The organism is Microvirga sp. TS319, from assembly GCF_041276405.1.
In the GTDB taxonomy this organism is placed as follows: Bacteria; Pseudomonadota; Alphaproteobacteria; order Rhizobiales; family Beijerinckiaceae; genus Microvirga.
In genome coordinates this window covers 157230-171633 of the sequence record NZ_JBGGGT010000001.1, presented here as the reverse complement: position 1 = coordinate 171633, position 14404 = coordinate 157230, and the positions used below count along the sequence as shown (strand labels likewise).

The 14404-nt window shown below is 64.5% G+C and carries 10 protein-coding genes; 4 read left to right on the top strand and 6 right to left on the bottom strand.

Translation table 11 applies throughout. From position 1 onward, the window contains the following. Positions 1-275: 275 nt before the first annotated feature. Together AB8841_RS00720 and AB8841_RS00715 are read right to left on the bottom strand one after the other, a co-directional pair. Complete coding sequence (locus tag AB8841_RS00720; RefSeq protein WP_370433971.1) at positions 276-2066, bottom strand: acyl-CoA dehydrogenase C-terminal domain-containing protein; 1791 nt, start codon at positions 2064-2066, stop codon at positions 276-278. A 299-nt stretch (positions 2067-2365) separates the two neighbouring features. Continuing rightward, positions 2366-2776, bottom strand: a complete 411-nt coding sequence (locus AB8841_RS00715) for a MerR family transcriptional regulator (RefSeq protein ID WP_370433970.1) — start codon at positions 2774-2776, stop codon at positions 2366-2368. A gap of 358 nt (positions 2777-3134) precedes the next feature. On the opposite strand from AB8841_RS00715, the gene AB8841_RS00710 reads away from it, so the two are divergent. The 3 genes from AB8841_RS00710 (at position 3135) to AB8841_RS00700 (ending at position 8036) form a co-directional block, all read left to right on the top strand. Further along, the gene (locus AB8841_RS00710; RefSeq protein ID WP_370433969.1) at positions 3135-6242 is read left to right on the top strand and encodes a hypothetical protein; all 3108 of its coding nucleotides are present in this window, start codon (positions 3135-3137) and stop codon (positions 6240-6242) included. Positions 6243-6345: 103 nt separating this feature from the next. Next, positions 6346-7275, top strand: coding sequence for a sulfite exporter TauE/SafE family protein (locus tag AB8841_RS00705; RefSeq protein ID WP_370433968.1), 930 nt, complete (start codon positions 6346-6348; stop codon positions 7273-7275). Then, the gene (locus AB8841_RS00700) at positions 7272-8036 is read left to right on the top strand and encodes a TIGR02186 family protein (RefSeq protein WP_370433967.1); all 765 of its coding nucleotides are present in this window, start codon (positions 7272-7274) and stop codon (positions 8034-8036) included. The genes AB8841_RS00705 and AB8841_RS00700 overlap by 4 nt, the downstream gene beginning before the upstream one ends. Before the next feature lie 4 nt (positions 8037-8040). Here AB8841_RS00700 and pdeM read toward each other — a convergent pair whose 3' ends face one another. Beyond that, positions 8041-8742, bottom strand: coding sequence for a ligase-associated DNA damage response endonuclease PdeM (pdeM, locus tag AB8841_RS00695; protein ID WP_370433966.1), 702 nt, complete (start codon positions 8740-8742; stop codon positions 8041-8043). After that, positions 8739-11246 carry a ligase-associated DNA damage response DEXH box helicase gene (locus AB8841_RS00690; RefSeq protein WP_370433965.1) on the bottom strand — a complete coding sequence of 836 codons (2508 nt, stop codon included), beginning with the start codon at positions 11244-11246 and terminating at the stop codon, positions 8739-8741. Before AB8841_RS00690 ends, pdeM begins: the two co-directional genes overlap by 4 nt. A 254-nt stretch (positions 11247-11500) precedes the next feature. Here AB8841_RS00690 and AB8841_RS00685 point away from each other — a divergent pair, with 254 nt between their 5' ends. After that, complete coding sequence (locus tag AB8841_RS00685) at positions 11501-12319, top strand: SDR family oxidoreductase (RefSeq protein ID WP_370433964.1); 819 nt, start codon at positions 11501-11503, stop codon at positions 12317-12319. A gap of 4 nt (positions 12320-12323) precedes the next feature. Here AB8841_RS00685 and AB8841_RS00680 read toward each other — a convergent pair whose 3' ends face one another. Continuing rightward, on the bottom strand, positions 12324-13253 hold the full coding sequence (locus tag AB8841_RS00680) for a methyltransferase domain-containing protein (protein ID WP_370433963.1): 930 nt from the start codon (positions 13251-13253) through the stop codon (positions 12324-12326). Positions 13254-13321: 68 nt separating this feature from the next. Then, the gene (locus tag AB8841_RS00675; protein ID WP_370433962.1) at positions 13322-14269 is read right to left on the bottom strand and encodes a zinc-dependent alcohol dehydrogenase family protein; all 948 of its coding nucleotides are present in this window, start codon (positions 14267-14269) and stop codon (positions 13322-13324) included. Positions 14270-14404: the final 135 nt, after the last annotated feature.

Below are 14404 nucleotides of genomic sequence, written 5' to 3'. Positions count from 1 at the left end.
CTCTCTATCGTCCCGGACGCGCATCGCTCCGGGACCGTTTTCAGAGTTCCAGCGTCGGACGTGACATCGAACTCACGTCCGACGCTGTAATATTGTGATCCTGAGCATCTTTGCACGCGAAACCGGTTCCCACTTCCCGCGTTCGATGCTCTCCTTGCTTGAGCATCTTTGCACGCGAAACCGGTTCCCACTTCCCGCGTTCGATGCTCTAGGCTCTTCACTCGTCTCGCGTTTCCGGCCCTTCGCTTGGCTGCGGCCGGAAAGACGCCAATCCATCAGAATGCCTCCACCGACATCGCCATCGTGACATCCGCACCGGACGTGATGCGCGCCAGGCGCAGGCCGGTTTCCGGCATCATGCGTTCCATGAAGAACCGTCCCGTCAGCAGTTTCGCGTCCATTCTCTCGGCCGCGCCGTCTCCATGGGCTTTCTTGGCATGCGCGGCCTTCGCGATTCTGGCCCACATATAGCCCATCGCGACAGTGCCGAAGAGATGCATGTAATCGGTGGCGCCGGCGCCGGCATTGTCGGGCTTCGCCATGGCGTTCTGCATGAACCACATGGTGGCCTGCTGCAGGTGTTCGAGACCTTGCTGCAAGGGAGTGACGAAGCCCTTCAGGTTCCCGTCGCTGTTCTCCTGGCAGAACGCGCCGACCTCGTTGAAGAAGCTCATGATGGCGCGGCCGCCATCCTTCCCGAGCTTGCGGCCCACGAGGTCCATCGCCTGGATTCCGTTCGCGCCCTCGTAGATCATGGGGATGCGGGCATCGCGCACGAACTGCGACATGCCCCATTCCTCGATATAGCCGTGGCCACCGAACATCTGCTGCGCCTTCACGGTATTCTCGAAGCCGAGATCGGTCAGCACGCCCTTCACCACCGGAGTCAGGAGGCCCATATGGTCGTCCGCCGACTGACGCTCGGCCTCGTCGGCCGAACGATGCGCGATGTCGCTCTTCAGCGCCGTCCAGACGAGGAGCGCGCGCCCGGCCTCGTTGAAGGACTTGATGGACAGAAGCGTGCGGCGCACATCGGGATGCACGATGATCGGATCGGCAGGTTTGTCCGGGAACTTCGGGCCATCGAGGGAGCGGCCCTGCAGACGCTCCTTCGCGTAGGCGACAGCATTCTGGTAAGCGGCCTCCGATTGCGACAGCCCCTGCACGCCGACCGCGAGACGTGCCTCGTTCATCATCACGAACATGGCATTGAGGCCGCGGTTCTCCTGGCCCACGAGCCAGCCCACCGCACCGTCGTAGTTCATGACGCAGGTGGCATTGCCGTGAATGCCCATCTTGTGCTCGAGCGAGCCGCAGGACACGCCGTTCCTTGATCCCAGCGAACCATCCTTGTCGACGAGGAACTTGGGCACCACGAAAAGCGAGATGCCCTTGGTCCCCGCTGGCGCGCCCTCGATCCGGGCCAGCACCAAATGCACGATGTTCTCAGCCATGTCGTGCTCACCGGCCGAGATGAAGATCTTGGTGCCCGAGATCGCATAGGAACCGTCGCCGTTCGGGACCGCCTTGGTCTTGAGCAGGCCCAGATCCGTGCCGCAATGGGGCTCGGTCAGGTTCATGGTGCCGGTCCAGGCGCCCTCGACCATCTTCGGCAGATAGGTCTTCTTCTGCTGCTCGGTCCCATGAACCAGAAGGGCCGCGATGGCACCCTGGGTCAGTCCCGGATACATGCCGAGGGACAGGTTCGCGGAGGAGACGAATTCCTGCATGACGGTGTTCAGCGTCGAGGGCAGTCCCTGGCCGCCGTATTCCTCCGGCATCGACAGGCCCATCCAACCGCCGGCCGCGTAGGCCTCATAGGCCTCTCTGAAGCCTTTCGGCGTCGTCACGGAACCGTCCGGATTGCGGGTGCAGCCCTCCAGATCCCCCGTGCGGTTCAGGGGAGCGAACACCTCCTCGCAGAGTCTGGCTCCCTCGGAGAGGATCGCCTCCACCACATCCGGCGTGGCATCCGCAAAGCCCGGCAGATTGTTGTGACGCTCGAGCTGGAAAACGTCGTTCAAGAGAAACATGACGTCTTCGACAGGGGCCTTGTAAACCGGCATACACTCCTCCTCCAGGATCGGCCGCTGGCATCAGCTCGTCATGCGATCAGTCCAGCTCGTCGGATAGTTTAGATATAAACCATCAAGTTCTTTTGGAAAGAGGTAGGGCGCAAAATCTCCGTGAACACGGACAGAAGTTCAGGGCCTGGAAGGGGCTTCACGCACAAGACCTGGCGGAGGCACGCAATGGCGGCGCCCAGTCGATAGCCGTTTCCTCAAGCAAATGAGCCCGGAGGGACGAGGATGATCTTCATCCTCGTCCCTCCGGGCTCGTCGTCAATGCCTGAGACCTACCGGCTCTATGCCGCGATGGCGAGGCTGCTGCGGCGGGTTCTGAGTTCTTCGAGGGCCTCTTCGATCTCCGCCTTCTGCTGCTCCAGATGGCGGATTTGATCCTCGACCTGGTCCAACGACAGTCGGAGATTCAGAGCCGGACCGTTGACCGACCGTTCCTCCGCCAGCATGGCGCGGATCTCAGTAAGGGTAAATCCGAGCTGCTTGCCCTTCAAAATCACCGAGAGACGCTCACGATCGCGCGAATCGTAGATGCGGGCGGTACCGTCCCGACGTGGTGAGAGGAGACCGCGATCCTCGTAGAAGCGCAAAGTCCGCAACGTCACGCTGAATTCGCGCGCCAGATCCCCGATGGTGTAGACCTTGGCGCCTTCCCCCGACTCATTGTGACTGAAATCCGCTACAATTTGGCTCATCGAATGCCCCGTCAGTTATTGTTGATGTGCATCGGCACGTTGTCCGTAACGTTATGATAGTACATCAATCGTGTTCATTGCAAGAGCTTCAGGGCAAGTGCCGGCTATTGGCATTGCGGCCCGGTTTTGCTTGCCCTCTACCCAAGGGGAAACTGCCCGTTCAGAGAGGGGTGTAGAGCGCTAAAGCCCGTTCCCTTAACGGCTTTTTTACGACGTTGACCGAAAGTTGCATCGTCGCTCGAGTGCCCATGAGGCCATGTGATTCGCCTCGATCTCAAATGTCACGAGCGTCGCGGCAAGCATAAGCAGGGGGCTTAGGGCGGGCCAGAAGTTCATAGTATCCCCCGCGAGCGCGGCCATGAGACACCCTGTCCTTCCGAACCTCGACGAACCGGATCTCGACGCCCGGCAATGGGCCAAAGGTGCCGCCCGTCGCGCTGGATTGAGCCTCGAGGAATGGGCGGCTGCCATCCTGGTGGACAAGGACGCCAGGCGAGCGTCCCCTCTTCAGGAGCGCGAGCCCAATAGCCCTGAACCAGGTGGCGCTGCGCCTCGTCACGCCAGAACCGCGCGGCCGGAGCTGGAACGCACGTTCGAAACCCTGATGGCGGCCGTTGCGGCCCAAGGCGAACGCCAGGCGCAGGATCATGCGTCCCGCACCGCGATTGCGCTGGAGTCCATGGCGAGCTGGATCGAGCAGACGGAGGAACGGCTGAACGAGACCGCCCGTGCCTCCGCAGACCATCAGGACCGCATGGCAACCGCGCTCTCGCAGGCGCTTTCCACCTTGAGGAGCCGCCTTGACTCGGTCGAGCGCCAAGCCGTGGCCGAACGGCAGGCGCAGCCTGAAGCTCCATGGAATCCCGCTATCGATGCGATCCAGGCCGAAATGGAGCGGCTCCGCGCAAGCGTGGACAATCTTGCGACTCAGGAGGAACTTGCCTCGCTCGGCCGCGCCCTCAAGGACATCGCCAAGGAGATCGCCCATGGCCCCGCCAGCAAGGATCTCCTGATCCTCGCGCAGTCCACGGCAGCCATATATCGCCAGATCCGGACCCTCTCGGAGGATGTCAGCGGCGCCCTGAACGAGCGGATCGGAGGGGAGATCGACGAGCTGAAAGCCCGGGTCGAGCGGATCGCGGAAACCGGCATCGACCGCAGCGTCATCGATTTTCTCAGCAGTCAGATTGTGGACCTGCGCCATGATCTCTCGCACCGCGCAGAGCCACGCCAGATCGAACGGCTATCGAAGGAAGTGACGGCCATCGCCGACCAGGTCGCGGATCTCCGCGGCAATCAGGTCGAGCGCAGCGATTTCTCCGCTCTCAAGACATCGCTCGAAAATGTGTGCGCCGCTCTGAACCGCACCGCTGCGATGCAGGAAGCGTCCGACATGCCGTCGCAGCTCGACACCATGAGCCGCGACTTGGCGGCACTGGCGAGCCGCCCGGCGCCGGAAACCGCAGATCTCGATCCTATCGCCGATCAGCTGGCGTTCCTGACCGAGCGCATGGCCGAGCTGTCAGAGGACCGGTTCCGGCAGAACGATGCTCTCGGTGCCATGATCGAGCGCCTGTCGGCTCAGGTTCAAGTCGTCGCCGATAAGGAGCCTCTCCCACGAGAGGCGCTGATGCAGCGATTCGATACGGTCGAAGAGACCCTTCGTCAGATCGGCGAGCGGGCCGACATCTCAGTGGTGGAGCCCATCTTGCGCGGCATCGACGAGAAGCTCGATCGCACCTCGTCCGCACCCTTGAGCCTCGAGGCCCTCGATCAGCAGATCGGCGCCCTTGCAGAACGGCTGGCCGAGAGATCGGGAGAGCCCCTGCAGAAAATTCTCGACGAAGCCACGCACTATCTGCGCCATCTCCAGACCGACGCTGCCGAAATTGCAGAGCGCGCCGCAAAGACCGCCCTGAAGGATCTTCAGCCGAGCCTGCCCGTTGCGGCCGATATCGACGCGTTGAAGCAAGGATTCGTCGAGCTGAAGGCTTTGCAGAGCCGAGCCGACAAGAAAACGCAGGAGACCTTGCGCGCGGTCCACGGTGCCCTGGAAACGCTCATCTCCCGCTTCCCGGAACGGATCGCCGGAGAGCCCCGATCCGCCCCGCCCGGCCCGTCCGGCCTCGACCCCTCCTCTCGACCGATGCCCCCGACGGACCGTCTGGAGGCAGCCGTACGCCGCCTGCATGCGGTCACCCTGTCCCAGGTCGAAGAGGTCGCAACGACAGGTGCCGAAGCCCATGGTGGGCCGATCGGATCCGAGGTCATCACGCACCAGCCGGCGGATGAGGATTTCGGCAATGTGCGGGCGAGCTTCATCGCAGCCGCCCGACGCGCCGCACAGGTCGACAAGGCGGATGACTCCGCCCTCCCGTCCGAAACCGGGGAAGAGATGGCTCTCGAAGAATTCGGGGCCATGGCGGCAGAGCAAGGTTCGTCCGTCTCACCGGCCTCTCTCATGGAGCGTATCCGCCGGAGCTTCGACGCGCACCGCCGCTCGCTTCTTCTGGGACTGGGCCTTGTCGTTCTGGCCACGGGCGCCGTCCATGTCGTATCGAGCGGCCTCGTACCCTCCTCTCTCCCGCTGATCGTCTCGGGCAGCGCCTTGCGGGCCGATTCTCATCCCAAGGCGCGGTCTTCCGAAGAGACCACCGAAACGGGAAGTATCGCCGCACCTCTGGAGACGACGAACCTCTTCCAGCCATCGAGCCTGGCCACAACGATCGAACCGGCGCTCACCGCGCCAGGCGCCGACGCAACGCCGAAGTTCCTCATTGACCCCGCAACGGTCGGTGACATCCCCGTCACCGTTCCGGCCCCGCTCCGCGAGGCGGCGCGCGCAGGCGACGCGTCGGCCCTTTACGAGATCGCGTCCCGTGCCGCCGAAGGCCGCGGTCTTCCTCAGGACATGCCCCTCGCCACTCATCTCTATGAGCGTGCAGCCCAGGCCGGCCTCCCGCCGGCGCAGGAAAGGCTTGCGACGCTGATGGAAAAGGGCATCGGCCGCGAGCGCGATCCGAAGCAGGCGGCCATCTGGTACGAACGGGCGGCGCAGGGAGGCAACATCCATGCGATGCACAACCTCGCCACGCTTCTCGTGTCGGGGCTGAACGGCAAGCCTGATTATGCGACGGCTTACCGCTGGTACAGCGAGGCTGCCGAGGCCGGCCTCAAGGACAGCCAGTTCAACGTCGGCGTGCTTCTCGCCCGCGGCATCGGGACCAAGCAGGATTATGCGAAGGCCTATATGTGGCTCGCTCTCGCGGCCGCTCAGGGCGATACCGAGGCCGCCAAGAAGCGCGACGAACTCGCCGGACGGCTCAGCGCTGCTGAACGAAAGGCCACCCAAGCCTCGATCGAGCGGTGGCAACCCCGCCCGGTCGACCCTTTCGCGAACGGCGTGCCCGCTCCCTCGGGCGGACAGACGGCGGCGTTGAACGAGACCTCGGACAAGAGGAGTTGATGACTGAACCCAAAGCGGTCAGCTTACGTTCATCGCCTGTCCTTTAAATCGCCCCTCGCATCATTGTCACAAGCCGAGGCTGCACCGGCCAAGGGGATCCGGAGTGCAAATCTATCTGCCGATCGCTGAAATGCCTGTAAGCGTTCTTCTCATCCTCGGGATGGGTGCAGCGGTGGGCTTCATCTCCGGCCTGTTCGGCATCGGAGGCGGCTTCCTGATGACGCCCCTCCTCATCTTCCTCGGCATCCCTCCCGCAGTCGCGGTCGCCACCCAATCGGCCCAGATCGTCGCGTCCTCGACCACCAGCGTGCTCGGGGCGCTCCGGCGCAACGCGCTCGATCACAAGCTCGGCGCCATCCTGGTCGCCGGGGGGCTTGTCGGATCGGCACTCGGCGTCTGGTTCTTCGCCGCCGTCCGGCGGGCAGGTCAGCTCGATCTCGTGATTGTCCTTTCCTACGTGACGCTGTTCACGGTCGTCGGCAGCCTCATGCTGAAGGAAAGCATCCGCGAATTCTGGACAAGGCGTCGCGGCGGCGCCGTGCGCCCGCGGCGCCAGGCCGGCGAACACGCCCCTTATCTCGGCTGGCCGCTGCGGATGCGCTTTTATCGCTCCAAGCTCTACGTCAGCGTTATCCCCGTTCTCGGGCTCTCCCTGTTCATCGGCTTTGCCGGAGCCGTGCTCGGTATCGGCGGCGGCTTCATCGTCGTACCGGCACTGCTTTACATCTTCCGCGTACCGACCACCGTGGTCGTTGGAACCTCGCATCTCCAGATCGTCTGTACGACCCTCGTCGCCCTCATCCTGCATGCGGTGATGAATCAGGCAGTCGACATGGTACTGGCGATCCTGCTCATCGTGGGCGGCGTCTTCGGGGCCCAGTTCGGCGCCCGCATGGGCCGGAACCTGAGAGCAGAGCTGTTCCGTTTCCTCCTTGCCATCCTGCTGCTCGCCGTGGGCCTGCGCTTCGCCCTGGAACTCGTCATCCAACCCCGGGAACCGTTCTCGCTCACCGTGCAGGAACGGCGCCAGTGAGACTTTTCTGGATTCTCTCGATGGCGCTCGTCTCCCTGAGTCCTGCCTCGGCGGAAACGCTGATCACGTCCCTGTCGAACCATCGCGTTCTCATCAACTCGAACTATACGGGGACGTCCATTGCCGTGTTCGGTGCCATCGAGCGGGACGCGCAAACCATTGCCCGCGCCACCGGCTACGACGTAGTCGTCACGGCCCGCGGCCCGCGGCAGTTCCTCACGGTGCGCGAGAAGCAGAAAGTGGGTCCCGTCTGGGTCAATCAGGAGCAGCAGAAATTCCCGCAGGCACCGGCCTATTTGAGCGTCCTGAGTTCGAGGCCGATCGAGGAAACCACGAGCGACCAGTTGCGCCAGCGCCAGAAGATCGGCCTGAGGGCAATCATCAACGCCCCGGATTTCACGAATGACCGTGGCGATGGCGAAGACAAGGAGTTTCGCGAGGCTCTGTATCGCCTCAGAGCCCAGGAAGGCCTCTATCTGGAGGACGAGCGCGGGGTCACGTTCCTCACGTCCGACATCTTCCGGGCCAGCATCCCGCTCCCCGCGACGGCGCCGCCGGGCGAATACGACGTGCAGGTCGTTCTGCTCGCCGATACGGTGATCCTGGCGAGCACGATCACTCACTTCGAGCTGGTCAAGACCGGTTTCGAGGAGCAGGTCGGCGCCGTGGCTCGGGACTGGTCGCTGCTCTACGGCCTCGCCACCGCGCTGCTCGCCATCGCGTTCGGCTGGCTCGCCAGCGTCATTTTCCGGCGAGACTAAACCGTCAGTCCCGGCAGAGCATCGCCTTCGCGATGGCGAAGATGCGCTCGCTTCCGATGAGATGGGCCGTGAAACCTTTCGGGAAGAGCGGCCTGAAGGCGGCATCGCAGGCGTTGAGGCCTCCCGCATAGGCCCCGAGCGCGGGCATGATGCAGCGGGTGCCGTCCGTCAGGAAACAGCGGCGGCGCGTCGCCCGCCCCCGCATCACCACCTTGCCAACGGGATGCAGATGCCCCGCAATCTCTGCCACCTCCCCCGCAGCCGGCTCGTGCCGCAGGGTCAAAGAGCCAAACGTCATCTCCTCCACGACCTGCCCGCCGATGCTTTCCGGCAGAATGCGGTCGTGGTTGCCCGTCACCCAGATCCAGTCGCGACCGGTCTGAACGCTGCCCAGGGTGGAGCGTTCCTCCTCGCCGAGCCGCTCGGGTCCGCCGATGTCGTGAAAGCTGTCGCCCAGCGCAATGACGACGCGCGGGTTGAAGCGCGACACCGCGTCGGCCAGAGCGCTCAGGGTCTCGCGGGTGTCGTAAGGCGGCAGCATCATGCCGCGGCGCGCGAAGGACGAGCCCTTTTCGAAATGCAGGTCGGCAACCAGCAGCGCATCATGTGCGGGCAGGATCATGCCGCCGGACAGATCCAGGACGGCCAACTGCCCCGCCAGCTCGATCTCGTGGGTTGTCTGTTTGTTCTTTCGCAAAGCCGTCACGCCAAAGCCTCGTCGAGAAGCGCCGCTTCCGCCTCGGCCAGAATCTCGTCCGCATTGTCGCTATAGACGCGCTCGCGGCCGATCTCCAGCATGACGGACACGCTCAAGGGAGAAACCCGGTCGAGCGGTTTGTGGATGATTCGCCCCCGGATGCGCTGAAGCATCATGCCGAGGCGCCTCACGTCCAGGAGTCCCGTTGCCGCATCCGCCCGCGCGGCTCGCAGCAGGACGTGATCGGGTTCGTGCTTGCGCAGCACGTCGTAGACGAGGTCGGTCGAGATCGTCACCTGCCGTCCCGTCTTGTGCTCGCCGGGGAAGCGGCGCTCGATCAATCCCGCGATCACGGCGCATTGGCGGAAGGTGCGCTTCATCAGGGAGGATTCCGCCAGCCAATCCTCCAGGTCGTCGCCCAGCATGTCCTCGGAGAACAGCTCGTCCAGGAAGGCCGGCTCCCGCGCCGCCCGTGCGGCGATGTCGCCGGAGGCATAGACGGCGATGCCGTAATCGTTCGCGACGAAACCGAGAGGCTTCAGCCGCGCGCGCTCCAGGCGGCGGGTGAGCAGCATGCCGAGCGTCTGGTGCGCAAGCCGCCCCTCGAAGGGAAAGCAGGTCATGTAGAACCGGTTGCCGCGCGGAAAAGTCTCGACGAGAAGGTCGCGTGGCCCCGGGACGATGGAACGGCGGCGCTGCTGCAAGAGCCACTCTGTCATCTGCGGCGGCAGACGATCCCATTCGAAGGGATCCGCCAGGATTTCGCGAACGCGGGCTGCCAGAAAGGTCGACAGTGGGAACTTGCCGCCCTCGTAGGATGGGATCATCGGATCCGTTCCGGATGCCGCGCGGGTCACCAGCACCTCGTCCTCGGCGATCCCCTCGAAGCGAAGCACCTCGCCCGCAAAGAGAAAGGTGTCGCCGGGCGTCAGGGTCTCGGCGAAATATTCCTCGATTTCCCCGAGAATGCGGCCGCGCGGCAGAACGGTCCCGGGTCGTGCCCGCGAGGTCTTGCCGAGGCGGACCTTGATCATGGTGGATTCGACGATGGTGCCGACATTCAGGCGGTATTGCTGCGCGACCTTGCCGTCGCGCACACGCCAGAGGCCATCGTTGCCCTTCACGATCTTGGCGAAGCGCTCATAGGCGCGAAGGGCGTAGCCGCCTGTGGCGACAAAGGCGACACAGGCCTCGAAATCCTCCCAGGTCAGGTCCGCATAGGGTGCTGCCGAACGCACCTCCTCATAAAGATCCTCGAGCCGAAAAGGATCGGCGCAGGCCATGCCGAGAATATGCTGGCAGAGCACATCGAGCGCGCCGATCCGTGCGTCGGGCGTGTCCTGCGCGGCCTCGTGCACGGCGTCCAATGCGGCGCGACATTCGAGGATTTCGAAGCGGTTGGCCGGAACGAGATAGGCCTCGGACGGCTCGTCCATGCGATGGTTCGACCGGCCGATGCGCTGCATGATGCGCGACGCCCCCTTCGGGGCCCCCACATTCACGACGAGATCCACATCCCCCCAGTCGATGCCGAGGTCGAGCGTTGCGGTACACACCACCGCCTTGAGCCGCCCGGCCGCCATCGCCTCTTCGACCCGGCGACGTTGCGCCACATCGAGCGATCCGTGATGGAGAGCGATCGCAAGGCCATCGTCGTTGAGTTTCCAGAGTTCCTGAAACGTGTATTCCGCCTGCAGGCGCGTGTTCACGAAGACCAGGGTCGTCCTGTGCTCCCTGATGAGCCGATAGATCGAAGGCATCGAAAGAGAGGCCGTATGGCCGGCCAGCGGGAGGTGCTCGTCGAGCTCCAGCATGCGGATGTCGGGCTGCGCCCCGCCTTTCACCACGACGAGATCGGCAAGGTTCGCCTCCCGTTGCGGCACCAGATAACGCCGCAGATCGTCCGGCTCGCGGACCGTGGCCGACAAGCCGACGGCTGTCGCCTGCGGAGCGATGCTCAGGAGCCGCGCCAGCCCGAGTGACAGGAGGTCCCCGCGCTTCGAGGTCACGAGCGAATGCAGCTCGTCCAGGACGACACGGCGCAGATCCTTGAAGAATTCGCGCGCCTCACGATGGGCGAGAAGCAGCGCCAGCTGCTCGGGGGTCGTCAGCAGAATGTCCGGGGGGCGCTCGATCTGCCGCGCCCGCTTGTGGGACGGGGTGTCGCCCGTGCGGGTCTCGATCCGGATCGGAAGCCCCATCTCCTGGACTGGGGTTTCGAGATTGCGGGCGATATCGGTGGCTAGCGCCTTCAGGGGCGAAATGTAGAGGGTGTGGAGCCCGCGCCTGTCCTTCGCCGTGCCCCGGACCGGTTCCCGCTCCGCAAGCTCGACAAGGCTGGGGAGGAAGCCCGCGAGGGTCTTTCCCGCGCCTGTCGGCGCCACGAGGAGCACCGAGCGTCCCGCCTTTGCCTTCGCGAGGAGCTGCAACTGATGCTCGCGAGGCTCCCAGCCTCGGCTTTTGAACCAGTCCCGGAAGATTTGGGGGAGGAAAGATGAGGACGCTTTCGACATGCCCTGACAAGATAGGCGCCGGAGAAAGGTTTCGCCACGGGAAGCGAACTTCCCGTGTGAACCCGGGCCTCGACCGCTTGCTATCCGTCATGGGATGCCTTCACCCTAGAGCATCGGACGTGAAAAGTGGATTTGCACTTTTGGGATTGAATCCGATGCTCCCTCCTAAGGGAGCGCATCGTTTATGCGAAAAACCGGGTCCGCTTTTTCGCACGATGCGCTAAGCCGGCAAAACGACTACCACAGGAAGCGCCATGACCAGTTCGAACCAATTCAAGAACGCCATCGCCGTCGTCACGGGAGGAACCCAGGGCGTCGGGGAAACCATTGCCCGGACGCTTGCCGAGCGCGGCGCCGCGGGCCTCGTCATCTGCGGCCGCAACGCGGAACGGGGCGAGGCCGTGGCGCGGGCCATCACGGCGCAGGGCTGCCGCACGGAGTTCGTCAGGGCCGATCTTGCCGATCTCGACGCGGCACGCGCCGTGACCGCACGGGCGGACGACGTGTTCGGACGGGTCGACGTGCTGGTGAATGCGGCTGGCATGACCGACCGCGGCACGATCTTCGATACGAGCCCTGAGCTGTTCGACCGCATGTTCGCCGTGAACGTGCGCGCCCCCTTCTTTCTCATGCAGGAGGCCGCCAAGATCATGCGCCGCGAGAAGATCGAAGGCGCGATGATCAACATCCTTTCCATGTCGGCCCATGGCGGCCAGCCTTTCATCTCCGCCTATTGCGGCTCTAAGGGAGCGCTCGCGACCCTCACCAAGAACGCCGCCTTCAGTCTCATGCCGTGGCGCATCCGGGTGAACGGCCTCAATATCGGCTGGATGAGCACCCCGGGAGAGGATCGCATCATGCGCACCTATCACGGCGCGCAGGACGGCTGGCTCGAACAGGCCGCGAAGGAACAGCCCTTCGGCCGGCTGCTCGATCCCGCGGAAGTGGCGCGTGCCGTCGCATTCCTCGCCAGCGCCGAATCCGGCCTTATGACGGGCTCGATCATCGATTTCGATCAATCGGTGCTGGGCTGCTGGGAATCCGCGCCGCACCCGTCGATGCCCGACGCGTAACCGTTCAACGCTGCATCACCACCAGAAGCCCGGGAACCGGCACGCCACGGTCTTCCCGGGTCGAGACCCGTTCCAGGATCACGGCCATGAACCCGGTCTCGTCCGCCAGGCCGCGCAGATAGCGCTCGCTGTGCGCATAGCGCGCGTCGGCGCCGAGAACGAAGCCGTCTCCATCATGCGCCTGGACCGTGAAGGCGAAGAGCCCGTCACGCCTCAAGACGCGATGGGCTTCCCGAAAAACCTCGTCGAGCGCAGCCATGTAGACGAACACGTCCGCCGCCACCACGAGATCGGCCTCGCCATCCGGGCGCGTCTTCAGAAACGAGGCGAGTTCGCCCTCATGGAGGGCGTCATAGAGCTTCGTCCCGGCCGCTTTCTCGAGCATGCGCGGCGAGAGATCGACACCCACCAGCGACGCGCACGCGCCGTCGAGCGCCTGCCCCATCAGGCCCGTCCCGCAGCCGAGATCGATGCCTCGCCCGAACCTGTAATCCTTGATCCGCTCGGAACAGGCCCGGCGCAGCGCATCGGCGATAAGCTCCGGCCCCCGATAGGCCAGGCCTCTGGTGAGATGCCGCTCGAACTTGGGGGCATACTCGTCGAACAGCGCCCGCACATAGCTGTCGGTCATCGCCGCATCGGCCGGGACCGCACCGAGACGGGCAAGATCGAGGCGCACGCCCAGGACATCTTGCGGCTCGAGCTCCAGTGCTCGCCGCAAGGCCGCGACGGCCGGCTCCTGCGCTCCGAGCTCGGCCATTGCACGCCCCAGGAGAGCATGGGCCGGAGCAAAACCGGGGGCAAGCTCCAGGACCTGCCGGGCCAGGTCCGCGGCAGCCTCGAAATCGCGCTCCTCGAAAGCCGCGCTGGCATATTCGTAGCGTCGGTCGGCAAGGACATCGCCGGAGGAGCGGAAGGAGTGGGGCAACAGCATTGCTTTGCCATGAGGCAGCGCCGAAGGGCTGTCAATGCCGAAGCACGGCCCTTGCGCCGTGCACAGCCTTAATGGCCGACGCGGAGGATGACCTTGCCGCGGCCATGCCCCGAATCCAGCCGCTCATGGGCGATCGATACCTCGTCGAGCGGCAGAACCTCGTCCACGACGACCTTGGCCTGCCCGCGCTCGAAGAGCGGCGTCATCTCCCGCAACCGCGCCCCCTCGCGCATCAGGAACGTGCCGAAAAGGGTCTGGTTCTTGGTGTAGAGGGCGTTCAGATCGCCGTTCGGCGGAAGAATGGTGGCGATCCGCCCGAAGGGCCGGGTGACCAGCGTGCTCATCGGCACGTTGCCGCCTGCGGTATCGAAGGCGGCATCGACGCTGCCGCCTGCCTCCTTCATGATCCGCTCGACCGCATCGGGAGCGCGATAGTCGATCGCCACGTCCGCCCCGAGCTCGCGCAGAGCCGGATGGTTGGCCTTGCTGGCCGTCGCGATCACACGCGCACCGGCCGCTTTGGCGAATTGGACCGCAAAGGAACCTACGCCTCCGGCGCCCCCATGAATGAGGACGGTCTCGCCTGGCCTTACGTTCAGACGACGGATGACCGCCTCCCAGGCAGTTCCGCCTGCCAGCGGGATTCCGGCAGCCTCGACATGGCTCAGATTTGCAGGCTTGCGCGCCACGATGCCGGCGGAGGCGACGGTGTATTCCGCATAGCTGCCGAGCGGATTGCCGAAGATCTCGGGCGTATAGAACACCTCGTCGCCGGCCTTGAACTCGGTCACGCCGGGACCGACCTCCTCGATGACGCCGGACACGTCATAGCCCAGCACGGCCGGGAACGGGATCTGGGCCCAGGATCCCGCCTGCCGGATCTTGGCGTCGACGGGATTGGTTCCGGAGGCGATGACCCGCACGAGAACCTGGCCCGGCCCCGGCTCGGGGCGCTCGATATCCCGAAGCTCGAAGACATCGGGACCGCCGAACCGTGTGATCACCATCGCGCGCATGCCGTCGCTCCTCTTGCATCGCCTGCCATGTGGGCTTCTGCGAGGCCTGGATCAAGCCAAGCTCGACCGTGAGGGCCAGGTTCGACGGCAGATGGCCGCGCAACCTGACATTGCCGAACGGCATACTATATTCCC